15 protein-coding genes are annotated in these 13,499 nt (G+C 58.9%); 6 read left to right on the top strand and 9 right to left on the bottom strand.

Features of this window, described 5'->3' with window-relative positions; genetic code table 11:
* Window positions 1-32: 32 nt before the first annotated feature.
* The gene (locus AC53L6_RS03430) at window positions 33-737 is read right to left on the bottom strand and encodes a winged helix-turn-helix domain-containing protein (RefSeq protein WP_299700892.1); all 705 of its coding nucleotides are present in this window, start codon (window positions 735-737) and stop codon (window positions 33-35) included.
* Window positions 709-990, bottom strand: coding sequence for a hypothetical protein (locus AC53L6_RS03425; RefSeq protein WP_299202935.1), 282 nt, complete (start codon window positions 988-990; stop codon window positions 709-711). The genes AC53L6_RS03430 and AC53L6_RS03425 overlap by 29 nt, the downstream gene beginning before the upstream one ends.
* A gap of 173 nt (window positions 991-1,163) precedes the next feature.
* Here AC53L6_RS03425 and AC53L6_RS03420 point away from each other — a divergent pair, with 173 nt between their 5' ends.
* The 4 genes from AC53L6_RS03420 (at window position 1,164) to AC53L6_RS03405 (ending at window position 5,078) form a co-directional block, all read left to right on the top strand.
* The gene (locus AC53L6_RS03420) at window positions 1,164-1,613 is read left to right on the top strand and encodes a hypothetical protein (RefSeq protein ID WP_299202932.1); all 450 of its coding nucleotides are present in this window, start codon (window positions 1,164-1,166) and stop codon (window positions 1,611-1,613) included.
* 188 nt (window positions 1,614-1,801) lie between these two features.
* Entirely contained in the window at window positions 1,802-2,401 is a 600-nt protein-coding gene (gene rnhB, locus AC53L6_RS03415) for a ribonuclease HII (protein ID WP_496906993.1), read from the top strand.
* A gap of 87 nt (window positions 2,402-2,488) precedes the next feature.
* Complete coding sequence (locus AC53L6_RS03410) at window positions 2,489-3,589, top strand: site-specific DNA-methyltransferase (RefSeq protein WP_299202930.1); 1,101 nt, start codon at window positions 2,489-2,491, stop codon at window positions 3,587-3,589.
* Window positions 3,590-3,725: 136 nt separating this feature from the next.
* Window positions 3,726-5,078, top strand: a complete 1,353-nt coding sequence (locus AC53L6_RS03405) for an adenylate/guanylate cyclase domain-containing protein (RefSeq protein WP_496906807.1) — start codon at window positions 3,726-3,728, stop codon at window positions 5,076-5,078.
* On the opposite strand, the gene AC53L6_RS03400 is transcribed toward AC53L6_RS03405, so the two are convergent.
* Window positions 5,075-6,211, bottom strand: coding sequence for an alkane 1-monooxygenase (locus tag AC53L6_RS03400; protein ID WP_496906806.1), 1,137 nt, complete (start codon window positions 6,209-6,211; stop codon window positions 5,075-5,077). The genes AC53L6_RS03405 and AC53L6_RS03400 overlap by 4 nt on opposite strands.
* An 84-nt stretch (window positions 6,212-6,295) precedes the next feature.
* On the bottom strand, window positions 6,296-7,339 hold the full coding sequence (gene mutY, locus AC53L6_RS03395; protein ID WP_496906805.1) for an A/G-specific adenine glycosylase: 1,044 nt from the start codon (window positions 7,337-7,339) through the stop codon (window positions 6,296-6,298).
* An 82-nt stretch (window positions 7,340-7,421) separates the two neighbouring features.
* Between mutY and AC53L6_RS03390 the strand changes: the two genes are divergently transcribed.
* Both AC53L6_RS03390 and AC53L6_RS03385 read left to right on the top strand, forming a co-directional pair.
* Window positions 7,422-7,943 (top strand): DUF721 domain-containing protein, encoded by a 522-nt coding sequence (locus tag AC53L6_RS03390; protein WP_496906804.1) that lies wholly within the window; start codon window positions 7,422-7,424, stop codon window positions 7,941-7,943.
* Window positions 7,940-8,638 (top strand): DsbA family protein, encoded by a 699-nt coding sequence (locus AC53L6_RS03385; RefSeq protein ID WP_299202917.1) that lies wholly within the window; start codon window positions 7,940-7,942, stop codon window positions 8,636-8,638. The genes AC53L6_RS03390 and AC53L6_RS03385 overlap by 4 nt, the downstream gene beginning before the upstream one ends.
* A 133-nt stretch (window positions 8,639-8,771) precedes the next feature.
* Here the strand turns inward: AC53L6_RS03385 and lpxK are convergent, their stop codons facing one another.
* The 5 genes from lpxK to AC53L6_RS03360 form a co-directional block, all read right to left on the bottom strand.
* On the bottom strand, window positions 8,772-9,770 hold the full coding sequence (gene lpxK, locus AC53L6_RS03380) for a tetraacyldisaccharide 4'-kinase (RefSeq protein ID WP_496906803.1): 999 nt from the start codon (window positions 9,768-9,770) through the stop codon (window positions 8,772-8,774).
* Window positions 9,770-10,990, bottom strand: a complete 1,221-nt coding sequence (locus AC53L6_RS03375; protein WP_299600513.1) for a 3-deoxy-D-manno-octulosonic acid transferase — start codon at window positions 10,988-10,990, stop codon at window positions 9,770-9,772. The genes lpxK and AC53L6_RS03375 overlap by 1 nt, the downstream gene beginning before the upstream one ends.
* 7 nt (window positions 10,991-10,997) lie before the next feature.
* Entirely contained in the window at window positions 10,998-11,240 is a 243-nt protein-coding gene (locus AC53L6_RS03370) for a DUF4170 domain-containing protein (RefSeq protein ID WP_496906802.1), read from the bottom strand.
* A 78-nt stretch (window positions 11,241-11,318) separates the two neighbouring features.
* Window positions 11,319-12,101, bottom strand: a complete 783-nt coding sequence (locus tag AC53L6_RS03365) for a 3'(2'),5'-bisphosphate nucleotidase CysQ (protein WP_496906801.1) — start codon at window positions 12,099-12,101, stop codon at window positions 11,319-11,321.
* The gene (locus tag AC53L6_RS03360; RefSeq protein ID WP_496906800.1) at window positions 12,088-13,437 is read right to left on the bottom strand and encodes a TldD/PmbA family protein; all 1,350 of its coding nucleotides are present in this window, start codon (window positions 13,435-13,437) and stop codon (window positions 12,088-12,090) included. The genes AC53L6_RS03365 and AC53L6_RS03360 overlap by 14 nt, the downstream gene beginning before the upstream one ends.
* Between the last annotated feature and the right edge of the window lie 62 nt (window positions 13,438-13,499).

Raw genomic sequence — 13,499 nt, 5'->3', positions numbered from 1 at the left:
CGGAAGTTTATTTGGCAAGATGAAGAGGCTTGTCAGAGAACTTTGATCACGTCCTTTTCGACCGCCAGCATGTAACCGCGCCGTGCGATGTTCTTGACCAGAAGTTCACTGACGATCTGGTTGCCGAGGGTATCGCGCAGGCGCTTGATGCGGGTGGCGCCCGCAGCTTCCTCGCAATCGGCGGCGGAGCGGCCCGAGATGACCCCTTCGATTTCGGAGCCCGAGAGGACATCGTCGTCCATTCGCGCCTCGGCCAGAACAGACATCGTTTCCATCGCTGCGTCTGTCAGTTTGAAGCCGAGGTTGTTGAGGTAGACCGTGTTTTCCTCGCGACTGATCAATAGGGAGTTCACCTGAATACCTGCCCGTTCGATTTGGGCCATACGGCGGTTGAAGCCCACCAGCAGTATGACGAACACGAGGGCGGCGATCATCATGGCGGTGGCAAAGACCAGCAGCACGAAGATCACCAAACGGTAGCTTGCCAGAGTGTCGGCAAAGGCGGTGCCGGACTGGGCGAGGATTTCCAGCAGCTTGATTTCGGCCTGGCTGGTGAGGTCAGCGTTTTCAATAAACATACGCTCGACACGGGCATCAAAGGCGCCTGCATCGGGCAGAGTGAAAAAGAGAAGGGCAGCGGCCAGAACCAGCAGAAGGAGGATACCCGCGATGCCAAGGGTAACGAGCCTGCTGCCCGTGCGCCGCATGTCAGAAGCGGAGGTAGTATTGTCCTGCACTGGCTTTCCTTTGATCGAGACCTTCGGGGCCGAATACAGATTGGACCTGCAGCAATGTCCAGCCCTGCGCCGCCAGTCGTGATCTGAGTTGTTGCGTGGCGTTCCCAGCGCTGCATGCGCCAGAGACTTGCGCCACACCATAATGCAGGCGCAGGGGGTTGTCCTGTTTGGCTTTGTAGTCCGCAAAGCACTGGGCCTGAGCAGCCCCGGCCAGTGCCAGCGACAAGGCGATAGATATGGCGATCTTTTTCATGATCCCAACCTGCGCTGACTTGGGCAGATATTCAATAACATCAGAGGGCTGAGATACCTGATATTCGATAGCAAGGGGGCGTTATTGCCTGTCTGGCGGGGGTGGCCCCAAGTTTGAACCAGCGCAGATGCTGCTTGGTCTGCTCGGTCAAATCACGTTGGAAAGGACGCCCCATGACACTTCGCATTCACCGCCAGTTTATCGGAACTATTGCCGCCGTTGCCATTGCCATCACAGGTTTCAGTGCTGCCCCTGCCCGAGCAGGTGATGATGAGGTTGGTGCGGCGCTTGCTGCCTTGTTGGGTCTGGCCATCGTGGGCGCCGTCATTCACGAAAAGAAGAAAGACAAAAAGCGTCGTCATACTGTTCACACGCCGGTGCATCCGAAGCCATTGCCCAAGCGTGTGGACCGCAAGCTGTTGCCGCAAAAATGTCTGCGCAGCTTCAACACTGATCGCGGTCATCGCCGCATCTTTGGTCAGCGTTGTCTGAACAACCATTACAAGTTCGCGCGCAGCCTGCCTGCCGCATGTCACCGCGAAGTCTATACAGATCGTGGCTGGCGTCGGGGTTACGCGGCGCGATGCCTGAACCGTCATGGATATCAGTTGGCCCGTCGGTAAGAGCGGGCGGATGGACCATGCCCCCATGGTCCACCTTGCAAAGGGCGGTGTTCGGGCACCGCCCTTTTTTGTTGCATCGCATTGCGGCGGCACGAGATGTTTGCACTTTCTTCCAGAAAGTGCGTTTTGTGCCCCCGGCGGTGGTATTTTGGGTCAGAAGAAACGGACAGGCTGTGCCAGACTTTGAGATGGAAGCGCGGATTGGCGGGCGTGTGGCTGGCGTGGACGAGGTTGGCCGTGGGCCATTGGCAGGGCCTGTGACGGCGGCAGCCGTGATCTTGGACCCTGGTGCGATCCCCGAGGGGTTGGATGATTCAAAGAAACTGACCGCGCGCAAGCGGGAGGCTGTGTGGGGGGCGATCCTGGCAACTGCGGATGTTTCTGTTGCCCATGCCACCGTACATGAGATCGAGGAACTGAATATCCTACGTGCCTCACATCTGGCGATGGAGCGCGCTGTGGCTGGGTTGTGTGAGTGCCCTGATCACCTGTTGATTGATGGCACCATGTTGCCGCGTGGCCTGACATTACCTGCGACCCCGATCGTGCGCGGCGATGCCCGGTCGTTCAGCATCGCGGCGGCCTCAATTGTGGCCAAAATATGTCGCGATCGGATCATGGTGGATTTGGCGCAACAGCATCCCGGCTATGGTTGGGAAACGAACATGGGATATCCGTCAAAAAACCACAGGTTGGCATTGGAAAATCTTGGGGTGACCCCACACCATAGACGAACCTTCAAACCCGTCCACAATATATTGTATCAAGAAAAAATCGTAAGCTCCTGATTCAAAAAAGAATTTGACGGCGAATCGGGTATGACTCACATTGGCTGCAACCAATGAGCGCACAAAGCGCCGGGACAGAGGCAGACGATGACGAAACATGTAAAGGGCGCCGACGCGCTTCCCTTGAACCAAATTATTGCGGGTGACTGCATTGATGTGATGAATAGCTTGCCTGCTGGCAGCGTTGATCTGATCTTTGCTGATCCGCCCTATAATTTGCAGCTCAAGGGTGAGCTGCACCGCCCGGACAACTCGAAAGTTGATGCAGTTGACGATCATTGGGACCAGTTCAATTCGTTCCGTGCCTATGACGAGTTCACCACTGCCTGGCTAAAAGCCGCGCGCCGCCTGCTGAAGCCTAATGGCGCAATCTGGGTCATTGGCAGTTACCACAACATCTTCCGCGTGGGCGCATCGCTTCAGAACGAAGGGTTCTGGATCTTGAATGATGTGGTGTGGCGCAAGTCCAACCCGATGCCGAACTTCCGTGGCAAGCGTTTTACCAATGCGCACGAGACGATGATCTGGGCGGGCAAAGACGAGAACAGCAAATACACCTTCAACTACGAAGCACTGAAGGCCCTGAACGAAGGTATCCAGATGCGCAGCGATTGGGTTCTGCCCATCTGCACCGGCCATGAACGTCTGAAGGACGAGGCAGGGGATAAAGCGCATCCGACACAGAAGCCCGAGAGCCTGTTGCACCGTGTGCTGGTTGGGTCGACCAATCCGGGTGACGTTGTGCTTGATCCGTTCTTTGGTACGGGCACAACCGGGGCTGTTGCCAAGATGCTGGGCCGTGAATTCATCGGGATTGAGCGTGAAGCCGCCTATCGTAAGGTTGCCGAGAAACGCATCGCATCCGTGCGCAAGTTCGACAAGGAAGCCTTGTCCGTGTCCGCCTCCAAGCGTGCCGAACCGCGCGTGCCCTTTGGCCAGTTGGTTGAACGCGGCATGCTGCGTCCGGGCGAAGAGCTATATTCCATGAACAAGCGTCACAAGGCCAAGGTCCGTGCCGATGGCACGTTGATCGGCGACGATATCAAGGGATCGATCCATCAGGTCGGCGCCCATCTTGAGGGCGCGCCCAGCTGCAACGGTTGGACATACTGGTGCTTCAAGCGCGAAGGCAAGGTTGTGCCAATCGACGTGCTGCGCCAGCAGATCCGGTCGGAGATGCACGACTAATTCACGAGACACCGCCAGGTGCCTGCGGCCTCAGTGAAGGCCCAATAGGGCACTGCACCTATGCCCCGCCTTTTTGGCGGGGCTTTTTTGTTAATACGGTTTACATTAGACGGTGGAGGCAAAGAGGGCAGAGATCATGGTGGATGCAAGCAGTGCGTTGCCGGTGTCGCAACGCACGGATCGCGAAGACGAAATTCCCGCACATCGGCACGCGCAGGAAGCGCTGGCCCGCAACAAGCGGGAAGGCATGGACCTGGCGGTGAAGGCGCGTGTGGGCGCGTTGTCGGTGACGGCGGTCATGCTGGTCTTTCTGAACCCGAACTGGGACGTGATCTGGTATCTGTTCTTGCTGTTCTGTCTGATTCTCGTCGGTTTGGCGCAGCGCCGTGTCGGCCGCGTGGGACAGTCGCGGGCCGAGTTGGCACTGCTATTTGCGGACCTTCTGCTGATGACACTTGCACTGCTGGTGCCTAACCCGCTGCAGAGCGAACCGATGCCGACAGCGTTGATCTACAACTTCGAGGTTTTTCAGTATTTCTTTATCATACTGGCCGCCGGGGTCCTGACCTATTCTTGGCGAACGATCATAGCCATTGGCAACTGGACCATGGCCCTGTGGCTAATAGGGACATTGTGTGTCTGGTGGTTTGGTCGGACGTTTCCTGAGCTGACTGATGCAGCCAATGCGATGTTTCCGAACCATCCTGATCTGGCCCGGGCGTTCGACCCCAATAACGTCAATTGGGATTTGCGGTTCCAGCAGGTTGTCGTCTTTCTTGTGGTGGCTGTGATTCTGGCCGTGGCCGTGCGCCGGTATCAGATGCTTGTCCTCGACAGTGCCGAGATGGCGCGCGAACGGACCAACCTGGCGCGGTATTTTTCCCCCACTATGGTCGAAGAGTTGTCGACCAAGGACGAGCCGTTGGGCCAGATCCGTAGCCATGATGCGGCGGTGCTGTTTGTCGATATCGCGGGTTTTACCGCCTATGCCGACAAGCGACCGGCCCAAGAGGTGATCGAGACCCTGCGCGCCTTTCACGCCAGGATGGAGAGCGAGGTGTTTGCCCATGGTGGAACCCTCGACAAGTACCTGGGCGACGGGTTGATGGCGACATTTGGCACGCCATTGCCATTGCAGGACGACGCGGCCCGCGCCGTGGCCTGTGTGAAGGCGATGGCGGACCGGATGGATGCGCTGAATGTTGATCGCCGTGCAGATGGCTTGCCTGAAATCGATGCACGATTTGGCCTTCACTACGGGCCAGTTGTTCTAGGGGATATCGGTGCAAATCGGCTGGAGTTCGCGGTTCTTGGCGATACGGTAAACGTGGCAAACCGGCTTGAAGCGATGACGCGTGCGCTGAATGTGCGGGCCATCGTGAGCGACGCTGTTGTAACTGCTGCCGGAGCGTCAGAGGGTTTCCGCCGTGCGCCCGACCAGTCTGTGCGTGGTGTTACCGAACCTCTGCCTGTATGGGTGATGGACTAGCGCGGGAGCGGATTCGCGGCCTTGTTATAGGCTGTCCAGTCTGTGATTTCGGGGTAGTACATATCCCGCCACTTCTGAACGCGCGGATTCATAACCCGTTTCCAAACCTTGGGCATCATCGCGGCGATGGTCATGACGGGGTAGCCGTAGGGCAACTGGGGTGCATCGGCTTCGGTATAGTTTTGCAGCACTGGGAAGCGGCGGTCGGGCTTGTAGTGGTGATCGGAATGCCGTTGCAGGTTGATCAGCAACCAGTTCGATGCCTTGTGTGCGGCGTTCCACGAATGGCGCGGTTGCACGTGTTCGTATTTGCCATCGCCCAGATGTTTGCGCGTCAGGCCGTAGTGTTCGATGTAGTTGACCAGTTCCAGCTGCCAGATGGCGACGCCCGCTTGCAGGATGAACAGGCCCACGCCCGGCCAGCCGCCAAGCGCAAAGGCCAGAAGGAAGCACACCAGTTGTAGGTAGGCGTATTTCCAGAACGGGTTTGAGCTGTCCGTGGTTGGTAGGTCCTTACGGGCCAGCATCGCCTTCTCGGCGGTCCACGCAGACAGGAAGCACTGTTTCAGAACGCGCGGGTAGAATCGGTAGAAGCTTTCATTCATGCGGGCCGTGACCGGGTCGCGTGGGGTTGCGACATAGCGGTGATGCACCAGCAGGTGTTCGGACCTGAAATGGGAATAGAGCACCATAGCCAAGAGCGCATCGCCCAACCAGCGTTCGAGCTTGTTCTTCTGGTGCATCAACTCGTGGCTGTAGTTGATCCCGACCGTGCCGGTAATGACGCCCACGCCAAAGAAGATCGCCAGTTTTTCGAGCGTGTTGAGGTGATCTGCCGGGGCGACGTAAGCGATCAGGCCGAACAGCATCAGGAATTGCGCGGGCACCCAGGCCGTCGTGATCATCCGGTACCAGAACAGGTCATCATCGGTCGCTTCAAGATCGGCGTTGTCGGTGTTCAGGCCCACCGCCAGATCGAGGATCGAGAACATGTACCACGTCACCACAGGCAAAAGGATAACGGTCCAGCCACCGTAGATGGCGCTGATGATTGCCAGCGGGATCAACAGGAAGGACATTGCAAAGGGCAGGGCATTCTGCACTCTTGCGACAGTTTCCGGCGGGAGTGTCATGCTCGGTTGATCCTCTGGTTGCGCGCGCCGTAGCTTAATGACAAGTGCCCGTTTCTGCCAAGGGTGACGCGACGCCGCGTGTCGTCACTTCTGTGCCAGATCGAAGGCCTTACGCATCACGGTTGGAAGGTCGGAGGGCCGGAATTTGTCTTGCGGAAGGTAGTATCCGCGCTCGGGTTCCGTGTTGCTGACCTTGGCGACCATCACATCGAGAATCAGGTGGAAGTGAGTGAAGGTGTGCCGCACCTCTCCTTCCAGCTTGCTCCAGTCGGTCTCAAGCGGCGCGTTCAGGGGGCGTGGTTGCGAGGTGTCTACCCAATCTGACCCGGGCCAGCCCATCATGCCGCCCAGCAGCCCTTTGTTCGGGCGCGTTTCGACCAACCATGCGCCATCTGATCGCTGGGCAAGGTAGATGGTGCCGTGCCGGATCGGCTTGGCTTTCTTCGGGGTTTTCTTCGGCAGTTCTGGTACCGTTCCCGCCGCACGCGCCTTGCACGGATCGCGCCAGGGGCAAATGCCGCAAGCTGGCGACTTGGGGGTGCAAATGGTGGCCCCCAAATCCATGACCGCCTGTGCGTGGTCGCCCGGGCGGTTCTGTGGTGTCAGCTTGTCGGCGTGTTCGGTCAGGACCGGCTTGGATGCGGGCAGGGGGGTATGTTCGTCGAACATGCGTGCCATGACCCGCTCGACATTTCCATCGACCACGACGTGCCGCAAGCCAAAGGCAATCGATGCAATGGCAGCGGCCGTATAGGGGCCGATGCCGGGCAGTTTGAGCAGGGCGGCGTGGTCCGCAGGAAATGCGCCATCGTGATCGGCGACAATGGCGCGTGCGCATTTCAACAGGTTACGGGCGCGGGCGTAGTATCCAAGGCCGGCCCATTCTCCCATGACCTCCGAGTCTTCCGCTGTCGCGAGGTCGGTTACCGTAGGCCAACGTGAGAGGAACCGTTTGAAGTACTCTGTGACGGCGGCAACGGTCGTTTGTTGCAACATGATCTCGGACATCCAGACGGCATAAGGGTCCGGACGCACGCCCGCTTTCCTGTCTGCCGGGCCAACCCGCCACGGCATCTTGCGGGCGTGGACGTCGTACCAGTCCAGAAGTTCATTGCTGAGGTCACGCAAGAGTTATGGCTCTCCTATTGAGATTGCTGGTGATCACGCATTGATCCGCTATGATCACGAGTGAGTGACAGGGAACATAGCCATGGCCATGCGGCGTGCCAGTACAAAAGGGTTCAAACGGACAGCATCTTTGCTGACCGGGCGGATTCGGCAGGCCAGCGAAAGCCGGGGTTTTGCCCAAAGCCGCCTATTGACAGATTGGGCCGAAGTGGCTGGGGCGGACGTGGCTGCCATCGCTCGCCCGGTCGAGGTCAGCTATGGCCGTGGTGGTATGGGGGCGACGTTGACCCTGCTGACCACGGGGGCACAAGCCCCAATGCTGGAGATGCAGAAGGACCAGCTGCGCGAACGGGTAAATGCGGTCTATGGCTACAATGCCATTGCGCGCATTCGGATCACGCAAACAGCGGCCACCGGTTTTGCCGATGGGCAAGTCGCCTTTGAGCATCGTCCAAAGGATGCGGGACCGGCGCAACCGGCACCTGAAATGACGCAAGCCGCAGCCGATGTTGTCGCCCCTGTCGAAGATGAAACACTGCGCGCAGCCTTGGAACGGCTGGGCGCACATATCCTTACAAAAGAAAAACAAGGAACACGCTCATGAACCGTATCGTTGCTATCCTCGCCGTTGTTGTCGGCGTTGGAGGGTATTTCCTTTATAGTTCGATGCAATCCAGCGGGCCGAGCGCGCAGGAACAGGCACAGGCCGAGCGCTTGCTTGGTGCCGCCAATGCACAGGAAGCATCGGATGATATCGACACGTCATCGGTGGTCGAAATGCAGTTGGGCAACCCAGATGCGCCTGTCACAGTGATCGAGTACGCGAGCTACACCTGCCCGCACTGCGCCACTTTCCACACCGGTGCGTACAAGCAACTCAAGTCGGACTACATCGATGCGGGCAAGGTCAACTTCATCTACCGCGAGGTCTATTTCGATCGTTTTGGCCTCTGGGCCTCGGCCATTGCACGCTGCGCTGGCACGCCTGAAACCTTCTTTGGCGTCACAGATATGCTGTATTCCGGGCAGTCCGAATGGGCGCGTGCTGGTGGCGGGGATCCAGCACAGATCGCGGATGAGTTGCGCAAAATCGGTCGCTTGGCCGGTCTGTCGGGTGACACGATTGAGGCGTGCCTGACAGATGCTGACAACCTTCGTACGCTTGTCGCCTGGTATCAGCAGAACGCGGCAGAGGATGGCATCAATTCGACACCGAGCTTTGTCATCAACGGCACCAAGTACAACAACATGGCTTACAACGAGATGTCCCGCCTGATCGACGAGGCGGCAGGCAGCTGATCTGATATGCAGTGCCCGGCCTGATGGTTGGGCACCGCGCCTTTTGTATCCGTCGAATAGACGCGCTAACGCGCGACATGATGTTTTCCATACGCGCCTGGCGGCTGCGTTTGCGCCTCCGGCGGTGGTATTTTCAGTCAGAAGAAGTTGGTTTTGGCAGCGCGTTGAGTTTCGCGTCCAGTTGGTCCGGGTTTTCGAAGACGAGTCTGACGGGCAGGGTGATGACCCGTGATCGGAAAGCGGCCGGCAATCGCGCTGCATCCTTTTCCGTTGTGACCAGTTGTGCACCGATGCTGCGTGCTTCGCGTTCCAGACGGGTCAGGAATGCAGTGCTGAGTTTCTGGTGATCGCCGAGTGCTTCGGTGCGGACAACTTTTGCTCCAAGCCCGCGCAAGGTGTTGAAAAACTTGTCCGGTCGTCCGATCCCGGCGAAGGCGACCATCGGTGTGTTCGTCCAGTCCATCCCGGTTTGCAGCGGCTGCAGGTCGGCGCGGATGTGCGGCAACGCTTGTGGAAGGCGGCTGGTGTCAAACTGGCTTTGTGCCTCTTTCGGGCCGATCGACAATATCATGTCCGCCCGCGCCAGTCCGGTTTCCACAGGTTCGCGCAATGGTCCTGCCGGCAGGCACAGACCGTTGCCGAAGCCGGTTTCGGCATCCACAACTACGATGGATATGTCTTGGTGCAGGGTTGGGTTCTGGAAACCATCATCCAGGATGATTGCCGTCGCCCCGGCTGCAATGGCAACCTGTGCGCCAGCAGCGCGGTCGCGCGCAACCCATGTCCGGGCAAAGGCGCTGAGCAGTAGCGGTTCGTCCCCAACTTGTTCGGCCTTGTGTTGGGTCGGGTTTACCTCAACGGGGCCAGTTTCGGTGCCACCATAGCCACGGCTGACAATATGAGGGTCGTGAAAGGCGTTCCTTAGCCGTTCGGCGATTGCCATCACCGTGGGTGTCTTGCCGGTGCCGCCTGCGTTTATATTGCCAACGCAAATAACGGGAACCGGCATCCTTTCCGGCGTGCCGCGGGCAAGTCGGCGTGCCGTGGCGCGTGCATAGAGCGCACCAAGTGGTTTCAGCAGCCGCGCCGTCCAGTCAGGTTGCGGTTTGGACCAGAAAGCCGGGGCCCGCATTAGGGTTTTCCTTTGTGTCGTGCGTCAAGGCGGGTTTGCGTCAGCGAGATGATCCGGTCGAGACTGTCCGCGCCGCGTGTCACCACATCCCATCCGGCCATGGCCATATGTGCAGCGTGATCCGGTGTGATCATCTGACCCACAGCCCGGCCGAGTGATGTAGTGTCATTCACGATCCGCGCGGCACCAGCATTCATCAATCGCGTGAAAGCATCGACATGGGGGCCGACATGGGGGCCGTAAATGATAGCCGTTCCATGTGCTGCAACGGAGTAAGGGTCACATACGTCTGAACCAGTTCTCATGGACCCACCCAGGAATGTTACGGTGGCCACGCGAAGCCATAACCCGAGTTCCGCATCTTCGTCAGCGATCAGAATCTGTGTGTTCTCGTCCGGAAAGGCACTGTCGGCCCAGTTGGCAACGCGTAGTCCCTGATCGCTTGCATGTTTTTCCGCTTCTTGCGCTTGCGCCGGATCGGAGAAGTGCAGCACCAGCAGCAACCGGTGCGATGCCTTGAGCGCCGTTTTATGCGCTGCCAACACGCTTGGACATTCCGCCGGCGAGGTGCGTGCAGACAGCCATGTCGGTCGCCCCCCAAGCGCAGCCGCCAGATCTGCCAAATCACTTTCAACAGCGGGCATCATTTTACCAAACGGATGCAGCGGCTGTGCCAGTTCCATTGCAGAGACCGGGCGACCCATCTGCGCAAGACGGAGATGCGCGTCTTCGTCGCGCGCGGTGACGTGGTCAAACTGCGCAAGAAGGGCGCGCGGCACTTCCGGTAGCCACCGGTCACGTCTGCTTTCAAATCCATCCCGGGCAGCATCCACCAACATCATGTGGGTACCCTTCTCGGCCGCAGACAGGATTAAGTTGGGCAACAGATCACCCCAGGCCCAGATCAGAACATCGGGCGCCCAGTGGGCAATAAACGCGTCTGTAACAACGGGATGATCGGGCGGCATTGATTCCTGCCAGATGCAGTCAGAGCCGCGGTCGCCAAAATCATCATGTGCTGCCGTCAACAAAACGCTGCATCCAGGTCGCATTGCGGTCAGCCGATGGGCTAGATCATTGAGCGCACGGTTGTTGCCCGGTTCGGCCGCATGAATCCAAACCAGTTCACCGGATGGTCTGTCCCGAGTGGGTGCAAATGGGGGCGGCGCGCGCCGCCCTGACACCGTGCGATAGGCCGACAGCCCAAGCGATCCGCGCACGTGGTTATCAGCCGAGTTCTTCGGTTGCAGTTGCCGCGTTCTCTTCGTCGCGCAGGCGGTGGAGATGCGCAATGTAGTAACGCATGTGCGCGTTATCGACGGTGCGCTGCGCTTCGGATTTCCAGGCGTCGTAGGCTGCCTGGTAGTTCGGGAAAATCCCGACAATATGCAAGTCGTCAACGTCCTTGAACACGTTCTGGGACGGGTCCACCAGTTCGCCACCAAAGACGAGGTGCAGGCGCTGTGTCATTGCAATTTCCTTTAACTATGGGCTGGGCTTGCCGCGCGCAGTTTGCGCATATGGGTCGGAGGGTCAAGGTAATCAGGTCTAACGGACAGGCCCCAGCCGACCAACCAATGCGCCGTGAAGATGCGGTCCCGCCGCGACGACACCATTCAAAGCCGGATGGGCGTTGTTGAAGCGCAGCGGTGCGCCAGTGCGGTCCGTGATCCTGCCACCGGCCTCTGTTACGATCAGTGCACCAGCTGCGATGTCCCATTCCCAACTGGGCCGCAGGGTGAGCATTCCGTCGAACCGGCCTTGGCCGACAAGCGACAGACGATACGCGAGCGATGGACGATAATGCCGGTCAATTGACGGTGCGCCATCGCGCCAATGCTCGTCATCGAACGTGGGTCGCGCAGCCAAAACGGTGCTGCCGGGTGCCATGCCGACCTGCGTTGTTGTCAGCGAGGTACTATTCAACGTGGCCCCCAAACCAATGCCAGCGGCATAGAGTTTGTTGCGGCGCGGCAAATAGATGACGGCAGCGCTGATCTGTCCTTTGTGTGCGATGGCAATTGAAATGGCCCAGGTCCGTCCGCCCTCGACGAAGCTGCGCGTTCCGTCGATTGGGTCGATGATGAAAACCGTGTCAGCCGAAAGACGAGTGTCGTTATCTTCGGTTTCTTCAGACAGCCAGCCATAGTCCGGGCGCGCGAGGCGTAGAGTTGAGGCAAGCGCATCGTTTACGGCCAAGTCGGCTTCGGTGACAGGGCCTGCATCGTTGGGTTTGTCCCAGCGGGCCGCGGATGGACCGACAAAGCTGGTCGCAACCCTACCCGCGACGCGGGCGGCATCAATCAGAAGAGGCAGATCAGCTGCCGGCAAGAGTCATGCTCGGGATCAACAGGGACGGGACCACACGGCTCAGATATGAGCGTGCATCATTGGCTGGCGTGATTTGACGCAGCATGTCGATCAGGTTGCCCGCAATGGTGCACTCATTGACGGGGTAGGTAATCTCTCCATTCTCGATCCACATACCTGCTGCGCCGCGAGAATAGTCGCCTGTGTTCGGATTTATGGTTGAGCCGATCATCGACGTAACAAGCAGCCCGGTGCCCATATCGCGGATCAGGTCGTCGCGGGTGGCTGTTCCGGCATCCAGTGTTACGTTCCAGTTCGATGGGCTAGGCGGGGCGGATGTACCGCGCGCTGCATTGCCCGTGGGCGCCATTTTCAACTTCCGTGCTGTTGAAAGATCGAGTGTCCAACCCGTCAGCACGCCGTTCTCCACGATTATTCGTCGTTGTGTGGGCAACCCTTCGGCATCGAAGGGGCGTGTACCTGCGGTACGCGGGCGATGGGGGTCCTCAATCAGGTTGAGGCCGTCTGGCAAAACAGATTGGCCCAACTTGTCCCGTAACCAGGATGAGCCACGTGCAATGCTTGAACCGTTTGCAGCCGCCAAAAGGTGACCAATTAATGACGATGAAATCCGTTCGTCGAACAGGACCGGGTATGTTCCCGTCGGAGGCTTCCGAGCGCCAATACGATCTATGGTTCGCGTGCCAGCTTCGGTGCCGATATCCTCTGCGCTGCGAAGGTCGGATTGAAAGATACGGCTGTCGCCGCTGTAATCCCGCTCCATCTCGGTGCCACTTCCGGTAATCGCGACACAACTCAGGGCGCGGTCGGTGCGACGGTAGCCGCCAGAAAATCCGTTGCTGGCCGCCAACCAGATGTTGCGTGCCCCGTATCCCGCCGAGGCTTGCTCAACTTGGCTGATATTCCTGACGGCCATTGCGGCTGCCTCGGCGGCAAGCGCATCGGATTGCAGATCTTCCGCCGCAGGTTCCGGCGAGGTGTCGTTCAGTTCGAGCGCTTCAATGTCCCAATCCGTTGCCAACTGGTTCGGGTCTGCGAGCCCGGCAAACGGGTCTTCGGGTGCTTCGCCAGCCATGGCAACGGCACGCATTGCCATCTCTTCGATCGTGCGATCGCTTGTATCAGAGGCAGAGACGTTGGCCTGTTTCTGACCAACAAATACGCGCAAGCCGATGTCGATGGCTTCGGACCGCTCGGCCTGTTCCAGTGCCCCGCCGCGTACATCGACAGACAGGGATGTGCCCTGAACGGCAATAGCGTCTGCCGTATCCGCGCCAGCGGCCTTGGCCGCGTCAAGCAAGCGTTGGCTGAGGGTCGAAAGGTCGGTTGGGGTCATTCGTCTGCTCCGCATTCTTGGGCCTGAGGTAGCGGTGCAGGGGGTGAGGTGCAAGGGCGGCG

This window comes from Tateyamaria sp. LSS28, assembly GCF_059611725.1.
This window is presented reverse-complemented; position numbering and strand designations above follow the sequence as displayed.